Consider the following 21,654-nt stretch of genomic DNA (forward strand, 5'->3'; position numbering starts at 1 on the left):
TTCTCCTTAACCGAGTTGAATTGTTGTTTCGTCCACGAAGGACGCGATCGGAACAGGCAGGTTGCGCGGTGCCGGGCCGCGGCGAATACGGCCAGCGGTGTCATAGTGTGAACCGTGGCATGGGCAGAACCAACCATGGAAATCGCCCGCGTTGCCCAAAGGCACACAGCCAAGGTGGGTGCAAACGCCCATCTGAACCAGCCATACGCCATCTTCGGTCAAGGCGCGGTTTTCATCAGTTGCCGGAGCTTCACCCAGATTTTCGTTATTGGCGTCCGCATCTGGCAGTTCGCTGAGCTCAACAGCGCGCGCTTCTGCGATCTCATCTTCGGTACGCGCCCGGATAAAGACCGGCTTACCTTGCCACAGCACTGTAATCTGTGTGCCCGGATCAACGGCGCTGACATCAACGCGGATTGAGGCGAGCGCCAAAACATCGGCGGAAGGGTTCATCTGGTTTACCAGTGGCCAAACCGCTGCCCCTGTTACGACGACACCCGCACCAGCGGTGGCATAGTAAAGAAAGTCGCGGCGTGTGCCCTGATGATCATCTGCATGTGACACTGGATGCATCTCCGATTCTTTTGATGGGCGAATTGCCCGCACGAAAAAATAGACCGATGCAAAGATCAGTCAATTTTGGCGCTGTTTAACTACCAAAGCCTTCAACGTCCAGCGGACAATCCCGCGCAGGCCGACAGGACGTATATTTAAGTGGGCAATACCCAACACAATGTTAATCGCAGACAGAGAATCGGGCCAGTGCAGATTGTTCCCTGTGGTCAAGATACACCGCAATGGGTGTGACACAAAGTAGCCGTTTTTTGCCGCAATCGGCGGATTTTCTCTATAAATTGCCCATAGTTGTGTTTGGCGTGCCACATTCGCATTGCGGTGACATATTGGTGATTAATGTTTTGTTGTCAGCTTCGTTGCACAAGTCTACTCACTTCAAGCATCACTCACTTCGGACTTTATGTTATGAATCGCGTCTTGGCCCCCTTCATCAGCCTGATGATCGTTCCATCATTTGCGGCAGCAGATGTTGAGCTGAGCTTTTACGGCGGTGTGCAGTCGGCACCCTCGTCTGATATTTCGATTCGAGATCCCGAAATCGGTGATGATGATTTCTCTCAGGAGTGGGAGGGGCGGTCGTTCGAGGCACCGCCCTACTATGGCATTCGCGCGACCCAATGGCGTTCGCCAACCTTTGGGTTTGGTTTGGATTTTGCCCACAACAAGGTCTACCCAAAAGATGATTCATTGCCAGCCGGGTACGAAGTGCTCGAGTTCACGGACGGCTTGAACACCCTGACAATCAACGCCTATCGCCGCTGGACTGATCTCGCGGGGAACATCACGCCTTATGTTGGCGGTGGTGTTGGCATCGCCTTGCCGCATGTCGAGGTGACCAACGGCGCGTCAGAAACCTTTGGTTATCAATTGACGGGTCCTGCCGCTACTTGGTTGGCTGGTGCGTCTATGCCGATCAACGATCAGTGGTCGGTGTTTGGTGAGTATAAGGGTACGTTTTCATCCAATACCGCAGATCTTGACAGTGGCGGTACCTTGGAAGCGGACATTGTTACCAACGCCCTTAACTTTGGCGTCAGCTTCAACTTCTAAGCCTTGTTATTCAGGTTTTGTTGCAACCATGCTGTCGCGCGCGGCAAACGCCGCGTGCCAATTGGCCAGTGCTTCATTCCCATTCCGCCAACCGTGCCCGTTATGCCGCAGGTCAATGTAGGACAATGCACAAGCCACGCTGATCTGCCCGATATTCAATGGGCCTGACAGGTGGCTCATCCACCGGCTATTTACCGCCGCGATCCCGCGCGCGGCTTTGGCCCATTGTGCCTCGACCCAATCTGCCGATTGCAATTCATCTGGACGCAGCCGCTTTTCGTAAGACATCGCAACTGTCGCATCCATGATTGCGTCTGCGGTGGCTTCTAGAGTGAGGATTTCCCAGATGCGGCTTTGCGGGTAAAGGTTCGATCCTGCCAAATCGTCCAGAAACCGGGTGATGACACGGCTGTCATAGATACCGGGGCCATCCGCACGGATCAGCGCAGGGATTTTGCCCATCGGGTTCGCGGCCACAACCTCTGGCGCCGAGTTCATTGGCGTTGTGGTGACGTTCACCTCTTCCACAGTGTCCATCAGGTTGGCTTCGCGGATCAGCACGCGCACTTTGCGCACGAATGGGGAGGCGGGTGAGATCAGCAGTTGCATGGGTCCGGGTCCTTATCTGGGGGTCAGGGGAACAAGACCTGATCCTGTCCGTATTGCCAAGGCGGATGTTTGGTCATGATTCCGCGAAAGCGGTCAGAGGCGAGGAAATCATCAAGCCATCTGGTGAGCGGCCTCAACCCTTGTGCGTCAAACCATGCGCGGTCGGTATTTGCGAACTGGCGCACGAATGGCAGGATCGCCATATCAGCAAGGGTGCGCCGTGGGCCCATCAGAAAAGGCTTCTCTGTCAGTCGATCATTGAGGTCCGTTAGAAAGACCATGGCTTTTGCCCGCTCATCGGCTTCATCGCGGTCAGGAAAGCGCACAGCGTATTTGGTATGGTCTAAGGCACTCTTGAATGGGCCATCGCAGGTGTCGATGAGGCTATGACCCGCGTCCGGCATATCAAGCCAGCCTTCAGGGTCATTGCGGCCCAACGCCCAAAGCATCACATCGCGGCTTTCTTCGATCACACGGTTGCCATCTTGGACGACAGGGACTGTGCCCTTGGGCGAAGCCGCGAGGAAAGGTGCGGGTTTATTTCGCAACAGGATTTCCTGCAGGATGACGTGCTGCCCGCTCGATTGGATCGCCAGCCGCGCGCGCATCGCGTAGGGGCAGCGTCGGAAGGTCCAAAGGATGGGAAGCGCAGTCATGCGGTCAATTGCTGACCTGAAATTCCGGTGATTTGCGCCTGCACAATCTGGCTTTCCGGTTGGTCAGTGTCGAACAGGACTTCTGTAAACTGCTCCGTACGCCCCATCCGAGCGTTTTCCATGAGGATGTGATGGGTCTTGCCCGCCTGCGCTTTCAGATGGTGATCCACTTGCGTCGTTCCTGCCGTACGCAATGCCGCCGCACGTTCCTTGATCAGCTTGCCATTCACCTGCGGCATGCGGGCCGCGGGTGTGCCGGGGCGCGGCGAGTAGGGAAAGACGTGTAGCCAGGTCAGATCACACTCTTCCACAAGCGCAAGGGAGTTGGCGAACATCTCATCCGTCTCCGTCGGAAAACCGGCAATGATATCCGCGCCATAGGTCATATCTGGCCGCAGCTTGCGCGCTTCCTGACAGAATGCAATCGCATCGTCCCGCAAATGGCGGCGCTTCATACGCTTCAGGATCATATCGTCGCCGTGTTGCAGCGATAGGTGCAGATGCGGCATCAAACGCGGTTCGGTCGCGATGGCCTGCATGAGATTCTCATCCACCTCGATACTGTCGATTGAGCTGATGCGCAGGCGCGGCAGGTCCGGCACCAGTTTCAGGATGCGCATGACAAGATCACCCAGTTTCGGTGTCGCTGGCAGATCCGCGCCCCAACTGGTCAGATCGACGCCGGTCAGGACAACCTCATTGTACCCAGTATCCACTAACCGCTTGATCTGATCGACAACAACGCCCGCAGGCACCGACCGCGAATTCCCACGGCCATAGGGTATAATGCAAAACGTGCAGCGATGATCGCACCCGTTCTGGACCTGAACATAGGCCCGGCTGCGGGTGCCAAACCCATCAATCAGATGGCCAGCCGTTTCGGTCACCGACATGATGTCATCAACCTGCACAGGTTCGGTTTGACCAATCAGATCAGGGGCCATGCCTGCCCATGTGGCTGGGTTCATCTTTTCAGTATTGCCAAGGACAACATCAACTTCGTCCATTATAGCGAAGGTGTCAGGCTCGGTCTGTGCTGCGCACCCCGTGACGATCAGCTTTGCATCCGGGTGATCGCGGCGCAGCTTACGGATATCCTGGCGGGCTTTGCGCACGGCCTCGGATGTCACGGCACAGGTGTTCACCACAATTGCATTGTCAACGCCAGCAGACGCGGCGAGTTCCTTCATCGCCTCAGTCTCGTATGCGTTCAGGCGACATCCGTGGTTGGAGAATATTGGGGCGATCTTCGTCATCAAAGCCGCCATTGCCCGTCAAAGACGTGGGCCGTCGGCCCTGTCATCCACACACCGTCATCACGCCAGCTGACGTGAAGTGTACCTCCATCAAGGTCAATCTGCACATCGCGTCCGGTTAACCCCCGTCGGACTGCGGCAACAGCGGTCGCACAGGAAGAAGAGCCAGAGGCAAGCGTGATCCCCACGCCACGTTCCCACACGCGCATGCGCAGGTGGTCCGGGCCGATCAGACTCGCGAATTGTACGTTGGTGCGTTCCGGATAAAGCGGATGATGCTCCAGTTCTGCGCCGTTGATGGCAAGGTCGACGGCTTCGGCGTCATCAACAAAGAACGTGCAATGCGGATTGCCCATGCCTGTCGCAGTTGGCGCACCCGCGATTGGCAATTCAAGCGTATCCATTGCGCGCGCCAGTGGTATGTTCTGCCAATCTAGTTGCGGTTGGCCCATGTTAACCGCCGTTAGACCGTTGCCCGCATCTTTGGCGCGCAAAATACCACGCGCAGTCTGCAAGGTCAGCTCAGTGGCGCCTGTCTCATCCATCACATGCCGCGCAATGCAGCGCGTCGCATTTCCACAGGCCGCCGACTGCGAGCCATCACTGTTCCAGAACACCAGACGCACATCGGCATCCGGCGTATCTGAAAGCACAGCAAGCTGATCAAAACCAACCCCCCGATGCCGGTCTGCAATCGCCACCGCGACAGCAGAATCCACGCGCGAGGTGATTCCCCGTTCGTCAACGACAACAAAGTCATTTCCCAACCCATGCATCTTCATGAAGGGCAAATATGATGAGTCGCGCACAGCCATGGCGGCGATATAGGGCAAGGCAGGCAAGTTATCCAGCGGTGCGCGGCATTTGGGGCTTGACCGCACCCGCCCGCCTTTCTAAGTAGCGCGCTAGTGGGCCGTTAGCTCAGTTGGTAGAGCAACTGACTTTTAATCAGTAGGTCGATGGTTCGAACCCATCACGGCTCACCATTTTTTCTTTATGAAAGATGACACGAAGTTTGTCTCTTTCGACAGGAGTCTGTCGCTTTTTAGCGCAGATCAGTGGATTTTGCACATCGCGAATTTTGTGAGTACCGCAGATTTAGGCACTCTCGATAGAATTCAGACAAAAACTGCGTTCATAGCTGCCCATTTGCAAGCTGCTCTGGTTTCTATGCGGTTTTCCCGAATCCCAAGTAGACTGCTGGCACTTTGTCAGTGAGCCAAACGCCGTTGTCGGCGCAATAGAACAGAAACCCGTCCTCAAACATTCGTTGCGCCTCGACTCTTAGAACAACAGGTTTTCCGTGTCTTTGGCCGACGCGTTTAGCCGTGTCAGGATCCAAAGAGAGGTGAACTTGATGACGACGCCCAGGGTTTAGTCCGTCTGAGAATATTGCATCCAGATTTGCGCTGGCTGTGCCGTGGTATAGCTCGTCAGGTGGACGTCGCGGTTCTAGACCCAAGTCCACATTGACTGAGTGACCTTGAGCTGCCCTGATCCACAAGCCATCCTCGGACAGAGTGAAGCGCTTCTTATCGTTGTTTTCGACAAGCTGAATGAGTTCGTCACGGCTTAGCTTGCGATTGGCTTTCTTCAGCTTCCGCAGCAAATCATCAACACGAACCCACCCGTGTTTATCAAGCTGAAGACCGATCTCTTCAGGTTTGTGCCGAAGCACCAAGCTTAAGAACTTGCTTTCTCTGCTCATCTATTGGTTTCTTTAGATTCTGACTTGATTGGCTCTTACCACGAAGCCTTGCTATTTGGAATTGGATGGGTGGTTCCAAACATCAGTGCAGGTCTAGCTTCCTTCTCCGGCAAGTTTTCTTTTGTTTCGTTCGATCTGCGGCGATCATGATTTCTCGCTTCGCGTTCAAGGGGCTATTGTGGTTCAATTCGGGTGCTGCGCATACTTCGTATGCCACGAAAAGTTATCGGGTTAAGGGGACATACACATTTCTGATTTGAGTCCTAGATCGACTGGACCAGCAGGTTCTCAATTTGAAGCAAAAGTCGGCACCCATTACGCTTTAGCGTTGCTGGCCACGACTGAACCCTTCGGACTACCAGGCGCCACTATTGATCGCATTGAATTTCAAAGAGGTGGCCAAGAACATCCTCTAGACGACGTAATTGTACATGGAAAAACGATCGAGGGCGAAGACCAATGCCTAGAGGTTCAGGTCAAACGAGCAATGGCGTTCACCGAACGGGATGCCAATTTCGCTTCAATCGTGGAAGGGGTCGTTAGTGCAAGAAAAATAGAACCTGATCGCCGCTTTGCAGTTGCGATAGAACGAACGACGGGCGTGATTGACAACGGTGTTCAAGAGGCGCTGGAACTTGCACGGCAGACTGCTGACGTCGGTTCGTTCTTGCAACTTCTTGGAACTCCTGGTCGCAGCAATAACGAGATGCGAGCTTTTGTCGCCGCGTTCAGAACGCATCTCACAGCAGCTGGTGAATCCGGAGACGAAACACTCTATCAAATCCTACGATCATTTTCGGTTTTGACATTCGATTATGCCCGACCAAATTCAATTGCGGAGCATCACGATCGTATACGGGCCCGACAGCTGGCGTCGGCGAACGGTGGTCCCGATCCGTATGACGGGATATTCGGGCTGGTGCTTCGCTCCGACGCAATAGGCGGTGAACTGAACCGAAGCGAACTTATCGCTAAACTGAAGGAACTCGGGATAAGCATCGGCTCGGCACCACGGCTTGCTGTAGCTCGTAGCCAAATTGAGGAACTGAGCCGCCACGCACTTGACGATATCGGCGTCACGGTAAGTGAGTGCCGCCTCGCGCGGGAAAAGCCTCGGCGCGAATTGGAGGCACTTCTTGAGGGCGCTGACACTAAAGGCTCTGTCGTGGAGATTTCAGGCCCTGGGGGGACTGGTAAAGGCACTGATCACGCTGGAAACCTATGAGACCATTCAAGCGCGGCGCTACAGCAAAGGCATTGCGCCCAATCGCAGCACCGCCTATCGCTGGATCAAGCGCTTGATGGCTGATGCAAACATTCGTGGTGTACAAGCCTGCCCGAAGAGTCTGCGGCATGGGTTTGGCATACATGCGCTCAACGCCAGCATCCCGCTCAACCTGCTACAAAAGTGGATGGGGCATGCGGATTTGAGCACCACCGCGATCTACGCAAACGCGAGTGGTGCGGAAGAACGGGGGATTGCAGAGAGGATGTGGTGAGTTGATGTGTTGTCAGAGGCGAGATTTGTTTGGTTAGCCCACGGGCGGTACGAACTGCTAAACCCAAACAACTTGTTCCGATGGCTCTATCTTCTGATCATCTTCTTTTTCTTGTAAGACTTTTGGTTTGGGCCTTGAGATAGATCAAGAAAATCGGTGACGCTCAGGTACAACCTTTGAGGTTGTTTGCTTTTGCCTAAGTTGCATTTAGAGAATCGATATTGTGCGTTATTGAAAAGTTTGGATTGAGCGTTAAACCCCCCAATTCTTTGTTGTGTTTGGATCGCTTGCAGGGTCAGCTATGGATGCAGAAACACTTTCTGTGTTTCAAAATCGAAAGTTTCAGATACCTTGCTGCATTACAATAATCCTATCGAGGAGCTTACTCTCAAATGAACACTATATTTCCTGTGGCAGTCTTGTGTTGCACAGCTAGTGCATCAATTGCCGAAGTGAGTGAGGCAGAGTGCTCGCAAATCATTTCTACCTTAGAAGTTTTATCCACGGATACTAAGACATACGAGAACCCGGTTGTTTCGTATTCGGTCCCAACGACCGTTGAAATGCAATCAGCCCTAGCTATGCTCGATTGGGAGCCATTGATAGTTTCACCAAGAAATCCGCCGCGCCAGCAGTTTGTAGCGTTTCATGATCTAGACGGCGACGTAATTGAGGCCGCGAGTTGCTCCATACCGGTTGATGGCAGCTCTTCTCCCCTAACATGTACCTACATATTTGTTAGAGAAACAGACGAAATACGCGCCTCTAAGAACCCCATCAAGATTGTCGTTGATAAACTGTATGCCGCGGATTGCGAGGCTAAATAGATGGGAGAACATCAAGAGTTAGAGATTTCTGATCGTTATATTGTAGAGTTTGACCCGACAAACCCTTCGAACATTAACCTACTGAATGACGTTGCCTTTGCGATGGCACGAGTGACCGACGGTTTTCAGACTCGCAGTGCCTGGGGCAGTATGCAAAGTGGGCTGCCTGACAACCAAACAGGCGGTGCTGGGTTTGGGACCGCAATGGGCAGTATCGCTGGAGGCATGCTAGACGGCATAGGTAGTTCGTTTTTCACGCTTAAACGTATTGATCCAGATTTCCCGCATACTGCTTGGGAGCTTGAAGACCACTGGGCAGCTTGGGAAAGAACCGGTCAGCCAGAATTAATAAAGCAGATGTTCCCAAACAAGAACTTTGCACAGCAATACGTCTTTACAATGAGCCAATTTACCAACTTGACCCCTGAGGATCTGTTGCGGTTCAACGAATATATACAAGAACTACCCGTAGAAATAAGGATCGAGCTGCCAGTGAGTTATGGCGGTCTTAAGGGCGCCGAGTGCTTCGTTCCTGGTACAAAAATACTCCTGGCTAATAGTTTCGAGGTATTTATTGAGAATATTGATCTGGGTTCCAAAGTCTCCGCTTTTGCCACACCGCAGGCCAATCGGAGCAAAACATTTGAAATTAGAGAAGTCACTCGCCTCTACGAAAACGTCACGCAAGAACTGATCCGTCTCAAGTTCACTGATGGTCGCGGCGATCTGGTCACAACGCCAGGCCACGCGTTCCTCGATGAGACTGGTTCTTTCACGAAAATTGGCGATTTGGTCCGCCTTGGCGGCGGCAAGGCGCGCATCATTGATCAGTCCGGTGACGTCATTGCGGCGCAAGCTGAGTGGCTGCACTATTCTGCTGAAACTGCTGACATGTTTGAGCAGGCCTCAGTTAAATCCATGACAGTTGGCGGGAACCTCGCCTATGAGGAAGAAGTTCAGACGGGTTGGAAGACGTATAACTTTGAGGTTGAGGGGCTGCATACGTACATTGCGGGCGGCGTCCGCGTTCACAATAAATCAGGTCCGTTAGGTGAGCTGGGAAACAGAATTAACCACGGCCTCGACAAATTTGCGCAGGATGTTTTTGATGCAAAACCCGGTGGTGCATTTGACCAATTCACAAATATCATAACCGAGCCGTTTCACTGGGCCGGTACTGCGCTTACTAGCACCCTCGACTTCCTCGGCATAGAGACCGGCATCAGCGCGGAACGTGCCTATCGTCTCTATAAGCCGAACACAGATGATTTGGTCATTGGCGATCACAACAATGACGGCGTGCCTGACTTTTTTGACCCTGTTTCCGGCAGGATCTTTGAAACTGACCGGCACGGTCGCACTCCTGAAGAGATAGCCCAAGGTCGACAGAACGCAGAAAACCTCAAAAACTTCTGGGATGGCATTAAGGACCTTTTCGGAGGTGACGATGGCAGGCAGAATACGTCCAATAATCCTGGCGGCACACCAAGCCGTGATAAATCACGAGATAAGTCTGATCGTAAGGATAGAGACAAAGAGAAGAGCAAGACTGATAAGGAAGAAAAAAATCTAAACCGATCATCCTCGACCTAGACGGCGACGGCATTCAGATCACCGAACTCTCCAATTCGTCTGTTTACATGGATGCGACGGGTGATGGTTTGCAGAACCGGACGGCCTGGGCGGGTGCTGGGGATGCGGTGCTGTTTTATGATATCAACGGTGATGGGAAGATCACCGAGGCCCGTCAGTACATCTTTACAGAGTGGGATCCGACGGCGAAGTCGGATTTTGAGGCGCTGGCCTCGGTGTTTGACAGCAATGGTGATGGTTTTGTGGATTGCTTGAAGAGTCGCCCCCAATATTTGCGGCGCCAACGCTATTCTTTCTCACCAATTAGTATTTTTAGTGCTGTAACCTGTGTCTTCGATCAACAATTAGGATTAAGAGTATGAGCGACCGTAAAAAGGGAGAAGCAAGATACACAGCCTCAAGGGTAAAGAATGCCTTGGCGATAGTCTGCGTCTCAACATTCATATGGCTGGTTTTGTTTGGCGATCTACTCGAACGAGAGCAGTCTCCAACCACGGTTGTCGTACTGTCAATTTGTTGGCTCTCTTTTTCTGTATTGGTTTTGTTGAGGGTGGCGAGTTTCTTGGGTTTGGGAAGGAAATAGATTATGACGAATGGACGTGATGGGGATATCTCATTTGGAATTGAAGGTTACCAATTGGGTGGCGTCTACACCCGCGAAACTAGCACACCTTCAGGTTGGGGTAGTGTTGGAGTCATTGCGGAAGTTAACACGACTACTGCACATGCGAAACCCAGTCTGACAGGTACAATAGGCGATATCAAAGCAGGCCCAATTACGTTTGGGTTAGCTCGAACGATTGAAAGCGGTTCGGTGAGCTTAGAGTTTAGCGGAACTGTTTTTGGGTACGGAAGCCAGATAACGGTTGCAAAGGACCTTGGAACAGGGACGATCAACCTCTCAGATGGGTGGATAGCGGATCCTAGTCTTTCGGTTGGATTGGGTGCAACTGTTGCAGGCCATGGACTATCATATGAAATCAGCGGAGCCGCATCTGGAGGATCAATCTTAGTCACAGAGCATATGGTCATAGGTCGAGGCCATAGACTTGATGTTGGAGAATATTCAGCGAGAGGTTCCGACAATGACCAAACGCCGCGAACGACGATTGTTCAAAATGACATTCCCCCAACAGGTACTGCGCTCGATCTTCTAAAAGGCAATGTTTATGAGCCCGGAAACGTCGGAATCGGTCAAGAATTAAATGCTCTAGATCAAGCAGCGCTTCAGGGCCTAAGTCCAGCAGCCCAGCGGAGAGCACCAGGGACACCCCCTCATAACTTTGGCGACAGCGACCCGACCAATGACAACGACTGGCGACTGTCTCCAAATGATCCGCGACACTCCAGCAACAATCCTAGTAGCGCCGGATCGGGTGCGGATCGCGTGCCAAGTTTGGGTGGTAACCGTGACAAGGGTCGCGACAAAGATCGTGATCGCGATGATGCTTCGGCTAGACCCACGGATTCCAGATTGGATCGGACAAGAGATGACAGTCAACCGAATACGCCGAAAACGAAGGCGCCAGATCAAACAAAGGTGAAACCTAGAACGGATACCAAGGGCCGCACCGAAGATGATCCGAACTTCACCGGACCGCGCCCCATCCTCTTCGACCTGACTGGCGACGGCATCCAGATCACCGAACTCTCCAACTCGTCTGTGTATATGGATGCGACGGGTGATGGTTTGCAGAACCGGACGGCCTGGGCGGGTGCTGGGGATGCGGTGCTGTTTTACGATATCAACGGTGACGGGAAGATCACCGAAGCTCGTCAGTATATCTTTACTGAGTGGGATCCGACGGCGAACTCGGATTTTGATGCGCTGGCTTCGGTCTTTGATGGCGGTGGTCATGGTGCAAGGTCATCGGCAGCAGGATGTTTTCCGGCTTGACATGGATCAAGGAACCGCATGATGTGCAGTCACAACCTGCGGTAGCTGTCGCAAATTGAACGTTTTCGTGGTGGGGAATTATTTTGTACGCGTTTGGTGCTTCGAAAAGAGCAACACTTTCTTCAATGTCTATTCTGTTTGGGGTAACTGCCGTTTCTGCAGAAAATGCGGAGCCATTAGTCTTTTCAAAGACTGCAAATCAACAACTAGTAGTTAATATCAATGCTCATCCTACAGCAATAACCGAAACGACAATGGACTCACATTATGCTTAAACACTTACTCATATTGCTCTTACTTCTCGTTTTTCAAGTTGTTACACCGCCAGCAATTGCTAATGAAGCGGACTGCATAAACCATGTTACTCTTTTAGACACACCGCTCGAAGACTTGTCGGATATTCCAGCATGCGATCGCATTGGCGCATCTTACCTTCGAAGTTTCGGTATCCGTGCAGAGACAAGTATGGAAGGACTAAGACAGCAAATCACCGAAGAGTTTGAGTATTATCTTTTTTTAGAATCTACATTACGACAAACTTGAATTTTCCGGAAGTAAATCGAGATAGTGAGGAAGAAACTCAAGACTTGAGTGCGCTGATGGTGGGTATGGCCGCGCTTGCTAATGCAGATTACGACAAACTTGATGACCGTAGGCGGATCGATCTATATCGCGCTTTCGCACTTTATTATTTTAGTCAGGAAGTTGATTTGGAGAATTCACAAACTCCATCCTTTCTCGTTCGCTACATTAGCGAATTGTTAGATCCTTGGAGACCATTAACGCCTGCAGAACTCTCCTGCTTTGTTCAGTTTGATATTCCGACTTTTTCAGTTGATCAGATAATAAATTCCCAAAAGTACACTAACTGTTTGGGTGAGGGCTGATGTATGGTTGATGTTGTTTATAGCTATGATCCCTACGGCTATGTTAGAATTGATGTTGCTCGACCGTCATCAGCAGATGTTGCATCGGCGTTCGCCGGTAGTAAAGATCTGCGAGATACTGCCGCAGATGCTGCTAGCGACGCTCAGCTTCGGGAAACGATTAATGTCAATGCTTTTCGTCTTCAACGTGATCATAACGATGCGGTCGAGCAGCTAAGGAATGACCCTACAAATATGAACCTTCGAGAGAAGGTTAGCGCTTACCGTGATGAAATTAGCTCTTTGGCAGATACAGCACCAATAGCTGGTGGCGGCTTTGGTGAACTATTTGAAGATGCATTGAGTAATACTGCGGAGGCTGGCTTTTCTTCTGTGGCGAGAGGCGTCATAAAAGAATTGGAGCAACAAGCCAGAGAGGCTGGATTTAGCCAGACGCAAATTAATTCATATATGGATAGTTTCATAAGATATGCTAATTCGAATAGTCAAAACCTTTTTCCGGAGAATATTGGTAATGTACAAGATAGCATCGGCCAACCAGATTTATTGGGTAGTCCGAGATACATTGAATATCTAATAAACAGTCTTTTTCTCAATAATATCTCCATATCTACGCCCCCTGGTATTCCACCAGCTCGCAAGCGTCCCATCGGCTGGGCTACCGTCAGCGCTGTATCCTCCAGTAGAAGGTGGTGGTTTGCCGGTATTTGAAGGCCCTCACATACCGTCAAGCGGCGGATCAGGTGTTTCCTCATTCGCCCCAGAAACCTCGCCGCGCCCGTTAGCAAGGCCGACGGATTACTCTGCAAATGGGTATACGTTTTCGGACAATGGTACTTATTGGGATGACTCTGATGATTATTGGATTATCGACGGTGAAAAAGTTGAGCACGGTCGCTTGGGGCGGACCGTTGTGCAAGAGCGTGGCGCCTGGGAAAACTGGGATTGGCTGTTTGGTACGAACAGAGCAGACGAAATGCGTGGCGGAGGCAGTGATCGTGATCGTGATCGCGACCGTGATAGGGACCGCAGTAAGGACGAGAGCAATATTGGTAGATGGGACCAGGATCGTGACAACGACGGTACGCCCAACTGGCGAGACTTCGACGACGGTGTAGGCTGGGCGGACAAGAATAAGCCTATTCTCTTCGACCTTGATGGCGATGGTATCCAGATCACGGAGCTGTCCAACTCGTCTGTGTATATGGATGCGACGGGTGATGGTTTGCAGAACCGGACGGCCTGGGCGGGTGCCGGGGATGCGGTGCTGTTTTATGATATCAACGGTGATGGGAAGATCACCGAGGCCCGTCAGTACATCTTTACAGAGTGGGATCCGACGGCGAAGTCGGATTTTGAGGCGCTGGCCTCGGTGTTTGATAGCAATGGCGACGGTGTCTTTGATGCCAATGATGACGCCTGGCTCGACTTCAAGCTGATGGTGACGCAGGACGACGGTTCTTTGGTGGCCAAAACCTTTGCGGAGCTTGGCATCACCTCGATCAATCTGACGGTTGATACGACCAATATCGAACTGCCTGACGGCTCGGTCATTACCGGCCAGACCAGTTTTACCTATGCTGATGGCACCACGGGCACGGCGGGTGATGTCACGCTGATTGCGGAGGCGGATGGCCACCGGATTGAACAGGTCGAGACGTTCGCGCCTGATGGCGCGCGCACTGAAAGTGACCACGGGCTTTAACGCGGACGGCAGCATTGCCTTTGTGAACATGACCGTTGTTTCTGCGGATGGCACGCAGACGTCGAATACCTATGACGACAACGGCGACGGTGTGGTGGATCGCTTGCAGACCATCACCATCGTGACCAACCCGGATGCCTCCACAACCAAGACCGTGACGAACAGCCTCGGTGCTGCAGCGGCGACCGCCATTCTGCTGAACCAGACGGTGACGACGACGAGTGCGGATAGCAATACCGTCACGATTGAGCGCGACTCGACCGGCGGTGGCTGGTTCGATCAGATCGAGGTGCGCACGACGGCTGCGGATGGCAGCATGACGATTGTGACCACGGATGTCAGCAAAGGTGATCCCACGAATGGGACTCCGAGTGAGACCATCCGTTCTGTAACTGAGAACGTCTCTGCCGATGGTCTGACCCGTACCGAAGCCATCGACAATGATGGTGACGGTGTCGCGGATATGACGATGGCCCATGTGATTGTCGTTAACCCCGATGGCAGTCGCGCGGAAACCACAACCGTGACCAACCCTGATGGTTCGGTCCGTTCTGTTGTCACGGAAACCGTTAGTGCGGACGGGCAGACCAAAACGATTGCGCGGGATATTGATGGTGATGGCAATATCGACACGGTTGAAGACACGGATATTGCGACCTCGGCCAATGGCACGACCTCCACCATTGATGTGACCAATGGCGACGGCTCTGCGCGGACATCGACAACAGTCACGCAATCCGATGATGCGCTGACCAGCACGACTGCCGTGGATTTGGATGGGGATGGCGTGGTTGATGTGACGACCGTCGATGAAACGGTCATCAATGCGGATGAGAGCCGCGTGAACACGATGACTGTGACCAACGCCAATGGCTCAATCCGCAGCATGCAGCAGACCACGTTGGGTGCGGATAAGGTGAGTTCAGAAACCTATTTTGATCTGAACCAGAACGGCGTGTTTGAAGCGACGGATCTTGTGCGTGAGGTCACCGTCGATGGCGCAACGGGCGCACGTACCGCAAAGACCTGGGATCGCAATGCGGACGGGTCGATCAATAGTGTGACGACGTCGGTGACCAGTGCTGACGGTCTACTGCGCACAACGACGATTGATCGTGATGGCGATAGCGACACCAATGGGGATGGTGTTGTTGACGTACTAGCCAACTTCGACACGCAAATCGTCGATGAGACGGCCGTCAACGGAGCCGGTGAGGCCGTGCGAACTGTAACCACGACCAACCAGGATGGCACGTTACGCTCTGTTTCAACAGAGACCACAAGTGCAGATGGTCTAACCACCACCACGGCGTTTGACAGCGACGGTGACGGCGCTTTGGACGGCACAACTCAGGTGACTCAGACAAACAACGTTGATGGTACAGTCGTGTCTGACAGCGCCACCTATGCTGGTGATGGCGTTGCTTTGCTGTCGCAAAGCGTGTCAACACAGAGTGCTGACCGGCATATTGTCACGACGGATACCGATGCAAACGGCGATGGCAGCGTTGATCGTACCACTGTGTCTACACAAGCGATCGATGGTGCACAGACCATTGTCGACACCAGCTTCCACGCTGATGGCACGGTTGCAAGCACGCAAACAACAACGGTCAGCGCCAATGGTCTTGTCGGAACCACTGCCACAGATGCGGATGGTGATGGCGTCACCGAGACGCTATCGACCAGCACCACCACGTTGGATGCTGATGGCGGTCGGACGCAGGTCAATGAGGTGCGCAACAACGACGGTAGTTTGCGCAGTGAGAGTGTTGTCACTGTAAGCGATGATGGTTTGACCACTGTGACCCAGACCGACAGTGATGGTGACGGCGGCGCAGAGCGCACCAGCACCAGCATAACAACCCTGAATGCAGACGGCAGCCAAACCACGGTTGCCCAGCTAACCGCTGAAGATGGTAGTCTGATCTCACGGTCGCTCGCAGACACCAGCGATGATGGGTTGGTCGTTACCCAATCAACGGATGCGGATGGTGATGGGACCTATGATCTGATCAGAACGACCACCACGACGCTTGATGTTGATGGTGGCACAAACATGATGAACGAAGTGCGCGACGCAGCAGGCGTTCTGCGCAGCGGTTCTACAACGACAGCTTCTGACGATGGCCGCCAGGTGACACGGTCCGTGGATACCAATGGCGACGGCGTCACAGATGTGTCCAGTGTGACACTTGAGGCTGATGACGGAACACTGACCTCGACCACCTCACAGCTCGCTGCGGACGGCAGCTTGCAATCGGCAACCGAAACCATTCTGAGTGCTAATGGATTGACTACGACCGTGAGTGAAGATCGAGACGGCGATGGCATTGTTGACCTTGTCATGCTGGAGAGTACAACGCTCAATGCTGATGGCTCAATTACCGTTCTGACCGAGGATCGGAGCCGTGATGGTGCAACCTACAGCAGTTCTACAGTTACAACCAGCGCCAGTGGGCGCACGACAACTCAGACAAACGATTATGATGCGGATGGCATTGCGGACCTGACGGTTCAATCCGATCTCGATATCGCGGTAGATGGTGTGCAAACACAGACAACGACACGCACTGCGGCCAACGGCGATGCAATTGGTCGTCTTACAGTCGAAAACAGCGCAGATGGTCGCACAGTGACGACCTTCAATGACGTCGATGGCAATGGGCATGATGATATGCGGATCACGGCAACTGTTGCCGATGACGGGACTCGTCAGTCGGAATCCGAGTATCTGTCGACGGGTGGCGCATTGCAAAGCACCTACACCATGACCACAAGCGGTGATGGTCGCACCATCACCCGAGAGAGAGACCGCAATGGCGATGGTGAGATTGATCTGCGGACAGTTGATGTAACTGATATCGCCACGAATGGGTCGGTCACGCGGGAGGTTGCGTATTACGGCCGAGAGGACGCCCTTTCGGCACGGGAAATCTATGAAACAAGCGATGATCAGATGCGATCAAAGATATCGTTTGATTTCGACGGTGATGGGACAGTCGAGGCCAGTAACGAATCGCAGACCATTTACGCCGGAAATGGTGATGTTACACAGACTCAATATGTCTATGGCTCGCCGATCGTAAATGGCGACAGTATTGGCACACCGATCGAGGCAACGATTACCACAACGACCAGCGGCGATGGCCTGTCTACCCAGACCAGCTCCTCGATACTTGGTGTCGATCGAAGCACGAATATTGAGCGTGGTGCAGATGGCGGCTTGACAAGCTCTGTAGAGTATTTTGATCGCGACGGGATTCTGGTGCGTCGTGAAGCGCAGTCTCTGAGCGCAGATGAACGCAGCAGTACTGCATCCATTGACCGCGACGGCGATGGTACTGTCGAACAACAAGTTCAGACCGTCATTGACCTGAGTAGCAATACGACGATGACCTATTCCGGTTTCGCGTCTGACGGGACGTTGGCGCAAAGTATCGGCGTTTTTGAAACGGCGAATGGCCTGAGTGCCCAATATAGTCTCGACATCGATGCGGACGGCACGACCGACATCCTACGCACAACGGATGTCACCTACGCCGACAATGGAGATATGGTTCGGTCGTTCGTCGAGACTTTTGCTGGTTCGACAGTCTACAGCATGCAGCAGACGACATCGGCGGATGGTCTGTCATCAACCCGTGTATTTGATGTTGACGGTGACGGGACAACCGATAGCGCCACGATAGTGAATACCGTGCTTGATGCTAACGGCAACCGGACAACGACGACGGAAACCCGCTATGCCGACGGCGATCTGCAATCGCGGATTGTGGAAACTGTTAGCGCCGATGGTCGCACGACCAATCGCGAGACAGATTATGACGGCAACGGTATCGCCGACAAAATCTCGGAAACCGTTATCGCGTCGGACGGCTCCCAGGCGGTGACGTTTCATTCCTTTAACAAGGCGGGCATTCTTAACAGCAGTTTTGTGACAGAAACCTCTTCTGATAGCTTGATCACGACCGAAACACGGTTCGATGCCACAGATGGTACAACGACGGTACAGACGACCACGCGTTCACCGATCGATAACGGAAGCTACACGTGGGATAATGGGGTCGATCCGGCCGACGGAACACATATCGTTACCACGCACGAAGTAGACGCATTTGGCATCGATAACTGGACGGTCACAGAGACTTCAAGCTCCGGCGCCGGAAGCGCTACAACAGCGATCCGTATCACTCTTGATGCTGAAGCCAAGCAACTGCTGTTTGAGGAGGCTGCGAGCATCTACGATACGATGCTTGATCGCGACCTTACCGGAACGGAGCGTGAGCAACTGGCAAAACATGTCGCTTACGACAGTCAGCTCCTCGACAAGACCGCGTTGATCAACGAATTGATGAGTTCGGATGAATTCCTGATACGCTATGGTGACGGGGTCACCGTATCTGACGCTCAGTTCATCGCGCAGATTTACATGAATGCCTTGGGCCGTGTTCCAAGCATGGCGGAGATCGCTGAAGGTCTTGAGGATCTCTCATCAGGTGCCACGGCACGGGCAGACTTTGCCTTACAGATTTCTGACTCGATTGAGCATCAGGTTGTCGGCAACGGTCATATCATGACTAACAACTTCGATGTAGAGATGAACCCAGCACTGCTAGAGCGCAATCTAGATGAGGCCTATGTCAGAGCGCAGGTCGCTCGACTGGTTGATGTGGCGTTTGATCGTGATGCGACAGAACATGAACTGACCTATCTGTCTGATCGTTTGATGAACGGTACAGAAACGCTGGCGGATGTCGCATCACTGCTTTTGCAAGCCGACCCATACATCCGCGTCATCAACATAGATGGAAGTACGCCGCATATCAGGGTCAATGACTTATCGGACTTGAATGGATCAAGACTGGTCGAAGAAGCTTTCAAGAGTGCTTTTGGCCGTGAACCTGATGCAAATGAATTACAAACATGGTCAGGCCACCTGTCGTCTGGACGGATTTCAAAGGCAGAGTTCATCACGTTGCTTTCAGAAAGCGTGGAACATGTCGCCGATGGTAATGAGCACATCGCGTTCCGAGCTTCTGGTTTCGAACGCTTGAATGGAAGCTCTGCGTCAGAAACCATAACTGGTGACGGCAAAATGAATGCGATCTACGGCTACAAGGGCAACGACAGACTTTACGGCGGTGCCTCAAGTGACGTGCTGCATGGCGGCAAAGGTGACGATACGCTCTATGGTGGCAGCGGCAACGATTACTACGTGTGGCGCCGCGGGCTCGGAAACGACATCATAGATGATACAGTCGGTAATACGACCGAGGAAGATACGCTCAATCTACCGGACCTGCTGGCGCATGAAGTTGAACTCACCCGGTCATCAAATGGACGGGACCTTCTGATAACGATCATTCCCACGGGTGCTGTGCTCACTGTCAGAAACCAGTTCCAGAATGCTTACGAGGACAAGGGGCTTGAGGCCATCGTTTTCAGCGATAACACCGTTTGGGATCAAGCCGACATCTTTGCGAATACACGGCTTGAAGGCACAACTGCTGCGCAGACCCTTGTCGGATACGAAGGCGAAGATCAGTTCTATGGGATGGGCGGCGATGACCGACTTGAAGGCGGCGCAGGTGACGACACCTACCATTGGTCTGCTGGCGACGGTAACGACACAATCGTAGAGCTGGATGGGCAGCGTTTTGATATCGATACACTTGCCCTGAATGGCGTATTTGCGTCTGACGTTCGCCTAACACGCGCGGTGACGGGTAATGACGCTGCCCGCGGCACGTTGCGGGTTGAAATCACCACTGCGACAGGTGTGTCGAGCATCGCAGTTCTTAATCAGTTTGCGGACAATGATGGCGGCGGTATCGAAAAAATCGTTTTTGAAGATGGCGAAATCTGGTCCTTGCAGGACATCCTTGACCTGACAGTAATGGAAGGAGCTGCTGCGGGGGAAACCATCACGGGTCTGTTAGGGCAAGACAACATCAATGGCGGGGTAAGCAACGACACTCTGAATGGTGGTGACGGGCACGACACGTTGCGTGGTGGCGCTGATGATGACCAGTTGGACGGTGGTACGGGTGCGGATACCTACATCTGGTCGCGCGGTGACGGCAATGACGTCATCAATGACACAGGCACGGATGTGCTCGCGCTTGATCATCTGGTCTTTGATGATGTCGCCTCGACCGAAGTTGACGTTCGGATGACGTTCAGTGGCGCAATGGTGATCGAAGTTCCCGGCGCAAATGGCGGCAGGGTTGAAGTGCTAGGTCAGTTTGGCGGCGGTACCAGAGGAATTGAGCGGGTGACGTTTGCGGACGGCATCACTTGGACCTCAGACAACCTCGTCGCATCACTTATGCTGAATGGCTCACCCGGGGATGATCAGATCACCGGCACACTAATGGGTGACATGCTCAGCGGCGGTGCAGGAACTGACATGCTCTTTGGATCAGAAGGCGATGATATCATTGCAGGTGGTGCCGGAGACGGTGATCTACTGCGCGGCGGACTTGGCGACGATACGTATATGTTCAATCGGGGCGACGGCAGAGATATCATTGATGAGAGCAGCTTCACAGTCACTGAAGGTGGTGTGACGACTATCCAATATGATGATGAAGGGTTGGCAACTAAGTATAACCCACCAAGTGGAAAGGGAGCCGTCACTGGCTTACACACTTGGATTCATGACACAAAAACAAATGCAACCGTAGCGGCTCGTGAGGGCGGGTTTGATACAGTTCAGTTCGGTCCAGACATCGGAATTGCAGATCTGATCATTACAAATGAGGAGACTTCTACAAACGGAAATGAAATATTTCCTGACCGGCGGATTGATTTTGATACGTTCATCAATTTCATCGATGGCAGTGGTGCCATCTCGCAGCAGGATCAGTTGACGGTTCGCAATTTCGGAGACAGCAAGTTTACTGTCGATGAGATCAAGTTCGAGAGTGAGTATGTCATAGAGTTAGAAACTTTCCCATTTAGCTTAACCGGGAACAGTTCTCTTTTAGGCCTCACTGGGGATGCGGCAGATAACAACCTGACTACGGCGGGTGGATGGGTTACGGGACTTGCAGGTAACGACATCATTGTTGGACTGGCAGACAATCGTGATTTCATTAACGGCGGAAGTGGTGATGATACTTTGACAGGTGGACAGACGTCACGTCGAGATGTTTATCTCTCAGATTATTTTATCTTCAACGAGGATGACGGAAACGATATCATTACCGACTTTGAGGTCGGCCACGATACCATCATTTTCGACATAGAGGGTATGGTGTTCTCTGACCTGACCATCGAAACCAGCTCCGCTGGTGCTGTCGTGCGGTATGATGGTGACGACAGCATCACCCTCAATGGCGTGACTGTGGGGCAGCTAACCCAAGACCACTTTGACTTTGCATGAC

At 52.7% G+C, this 21,654-nt stretch carries 17 protein-coding genes and 1 tRNA gene; 12 read left to right on the forward strand and 6 right to left on the reverse strand.

Features of this window, described 5'->3' with window-relative positions; all coding sequences use genetic code 11:
- Positions 1-6: 6 nt before the first annotated feature.
- Positions 7-564: a ubiquinol-cytochrome c reductase iron-sulfur subunit gene (gene petA, locus QTO30_RS14550; protein ID WP_340424814.1), complete on the reverse strand. Its 558-nt coding sequence runs from the start codon at positions 562-564 to the stop codon at positions 7-9.
- A 417-nt stretch (positions 565-981) separates the two neighbouring features.
- Here petA and QTO30_RS14555 point away from each other — a divergent pair, with 417 nt between their 5' ends.
- Positions 982-1,626 carry an outer membrane protein gene (locus QTO30_RS14555; protein ID WP_340424815.1) on the forward strand — a complete coding sequence of 215 codons (645 nt, stop codon included), beginning with the start codon at positions 982-984 and terminating at the stop codon, positions 1,624-1,626.
- 6 nt (positions 1,627-1,632) lie between these two features.
- Here QTO30_RS14555 and QTO30_RS14560 read toward each other — a convergent pair whose 3' ends face one another.
- The 4 genes from QTO30_RS14560 to dapF are packed head-to-tail and all read right to left on the reverse strand — an operon-like array spanning position 1,633 to position 4,962.
- Positions 1,633-2,235 carry a glutathione S-transferase gene (locus tag QTO30_RS14560; protein WP_340424816.1) on the reverse strand — a complete coding sequence of 201 codons (603 nt, stop codon included), beginning with the start codon at positions 2,233-2,235 and terminating at the stop codon, positions 1,633-1,635.
- 23 nt (positions 2,236-2,258) lie between these two features.
- Complete coding sequence (locus QTO30_RS14565; protein ID WP_340424817.1) at positions 2,259-2,891, reverse strand: glutathione S-transferase; 633 nt, start codon at positions 2,889-2,891, stop codon at positions 2,259-2,261.
- Complete coding sequence (mtaB, locus tag QTO30_RS14570) at positions 2,888-4,147, reverse strand: tRNA (N(6)-L-threonylcarbamoyladenosine(37)-C(2))-methylthiotransferase MtaB (RefSeq protein ID WP_340424818.1); 1,260 nt, start codon at positions 4,145-4,147, stop codon at positions 2,888-2,890. Before mtaB ends, QTO30_RS14565 begins: the two co-directional genes overlap by 4 nt.
- Positions 4,147-4,962 carry a diaminopimelate epimerase gene (gene dapF, locus QTO30_RS14575; RefSeq protein ID WP_340425944.1) on the reverse strand — a complete coding sequence of 272 codons (816 nt, stop codon included), beginning with the start codon at positions 4,960-4,962 and terminating at the stop codon, positions 4,147-4,149. Before dapF ends, mtaB begins: the two co-directional genes overlap by 1 nt.
- Positions 4,963-5,057: 95 nt before the next feature.
- Between dapF and QTO30_RS14580 the strand changes: the two genes are divergently transcribed.
- Positions 5,058-5,133 (forward strand) — tRNA-Lys (locus tag QTO30_RS14580).
- A gap of 182 nt (positions 5,134-5,315) precedes the next feature.
- Here QTO30_RS14580 and QTO30_RS14585 read toward each other — a convergent pair.
- Positions 5,316-5,855 (reverse strand): RNA 2'-phosphotransferase, encoded by a 540-nt coding sequence (locus tag QTO30_RS14585; protein ID WP_298383912.1) that lies wholly within the window; start codon positions 5,853-5,855, stop codon positions 5,316-5,318.
- Between the two features lie 328 nt (positions 5,856-6,183).
- Here QTO30_RS14585 and QTO30_RS14590 point away from each other — a divergent pair, with 328 nt between their 5' ends.
- The 10 genes from QTO30_RS14590 (at position 6,184) to QTO30_RS14635 (ending at position 21,653) form a co-directional block, all read left to right on the forward strand.
- Positions 6,184-7,080: a hypothetical protein gene (locus QTO30_RS14590; RefSeq protein ID WP_340424819.1), complete on the forward strand. Its 897-nt coding sequence runs from the start codon at positions 6,184-6,186 to the stop codon at positions 7,078-7,080.
- Positions 6,992-7,354, forward strand: coding sequence for a tyrosine-type recombinase/integrase (locus tag QTO30_RS14595; protein WP_340424820.1), 363 nt, complete (start codon positions 6,992-6,994; stop codon positions 7,352-7,354). Before QTO30_RS14590 ends, QTO30_RS14595 begins: the two co-directional genes overlap by 89 nt.
- A gap of 827 nt (positions 7,355-8,181) precedes the next feature.
- On the forward strand, positions 8,182-9,774 hold the full coding sequence (locus QTO30_RS14600) for a Hint domain-containing protein (RefSeq protein WP_340424821.1): 1,593 nt from the start codon (positions 8,182-8,184) through the stop codon (positions 9,772-9,774).
- A gap of 47 nt (positions 9,775-9,821) precedes the next feature.
- On the forward strand, positions 9,822-10,136 hold the full coding sequence (locus QTO30_RS14605; RefSeq protein ID WP_340424822.1) for a hypothetical protein: 315 nt from the start codon (positions 9,822-9,824) through the stop codon (positions 10,134-10,136).
- 224 nt (positions 10,137-10,360) lie between these two features.
- Positions 10,361-11,671 carry a hypothetical protein gene (locus tag QTO30_RS14610; protein ID WP_340424823.1) on the forward strand — a complete coding sequence of 437 codons (1,311 nt, stop codon included), beginning with the start codon at positions 10,361-10,363 and terminating at the stop codon, positions 11,669-11,671.
- A 267-nt stretch (positions 11,672-11,938) separates the two neighbouring features.
- The gene (locus tag QTO30_RS14615) at positions 11,939-12,214 is read left to right on the forward strand and encodes a hypothetical protein (protein ID WP_340424824.1); all 276 of its coding nucleotides are present in this window, start codon (positions 11,939-11,941) and stop codon (positions 12,212-12,214) included.
- Positions 12,211-12,558 (forward strand): hypothetical protein, encoded by a 348-nt coding sequence (locus QTO30_RS14620; protein ID WP_340424825.1) that lies wholly within the window; start codon positions 12,211-12,213, stop codon positions 12,556-12,558. Before QTO30_RS14615 ends, QTO30_RS14620 begins: the two co-directional genes overlap by 4 nt.
- A 3-nt stretch (positions 12,559-12,561) precedes the next feature.
- Positions 12,562-13,269, forward strand: a complete 708-nt coding sequence (locus QTO30_RS14625) for a hypothetical protein (protein WP_340424826.1) — start codon at positions 12,562-12,564, stop codon at positions 13,267-13,269.
- Entirely contained in the window at positions 13,256-14,263 is a 1,008-nt protein-coding gene (locus QTO30_RS14630) for a hypothetical protein (RefSeq protein ID WP_340424827.1), read from the forward strand. Before QTO30_RS14625 ends, QTO30_RS14630 begins: the two co-directional genes overlap by 14 nt.
- A complete protein-coding gene (locus QTO30_RS14635) occupies positions 14,229-21,653 on the forward strand; it encodes a DUF4214 domain-containing protein (protein ID WP_340424828.1) in 7,425 nt (2,474 codons plus the stop codon). Before QTO30_RS14630 ends, QTO30_RS14635 begins: the two co-directional genes overlap by 35 nt.
- Position 21,654 lies beyond the last annotated feature (1 nt).

The sequence above is a fragment of the Yoonia sp. GPGPB17 genome (assembly GCF_037892195.1).
Taxonomy (GTDB): Bacteria; Pseudomonadota; Alphaproteobacteria; order Rhodobacterales; family Rhodobacteraceae; genus Yoonia.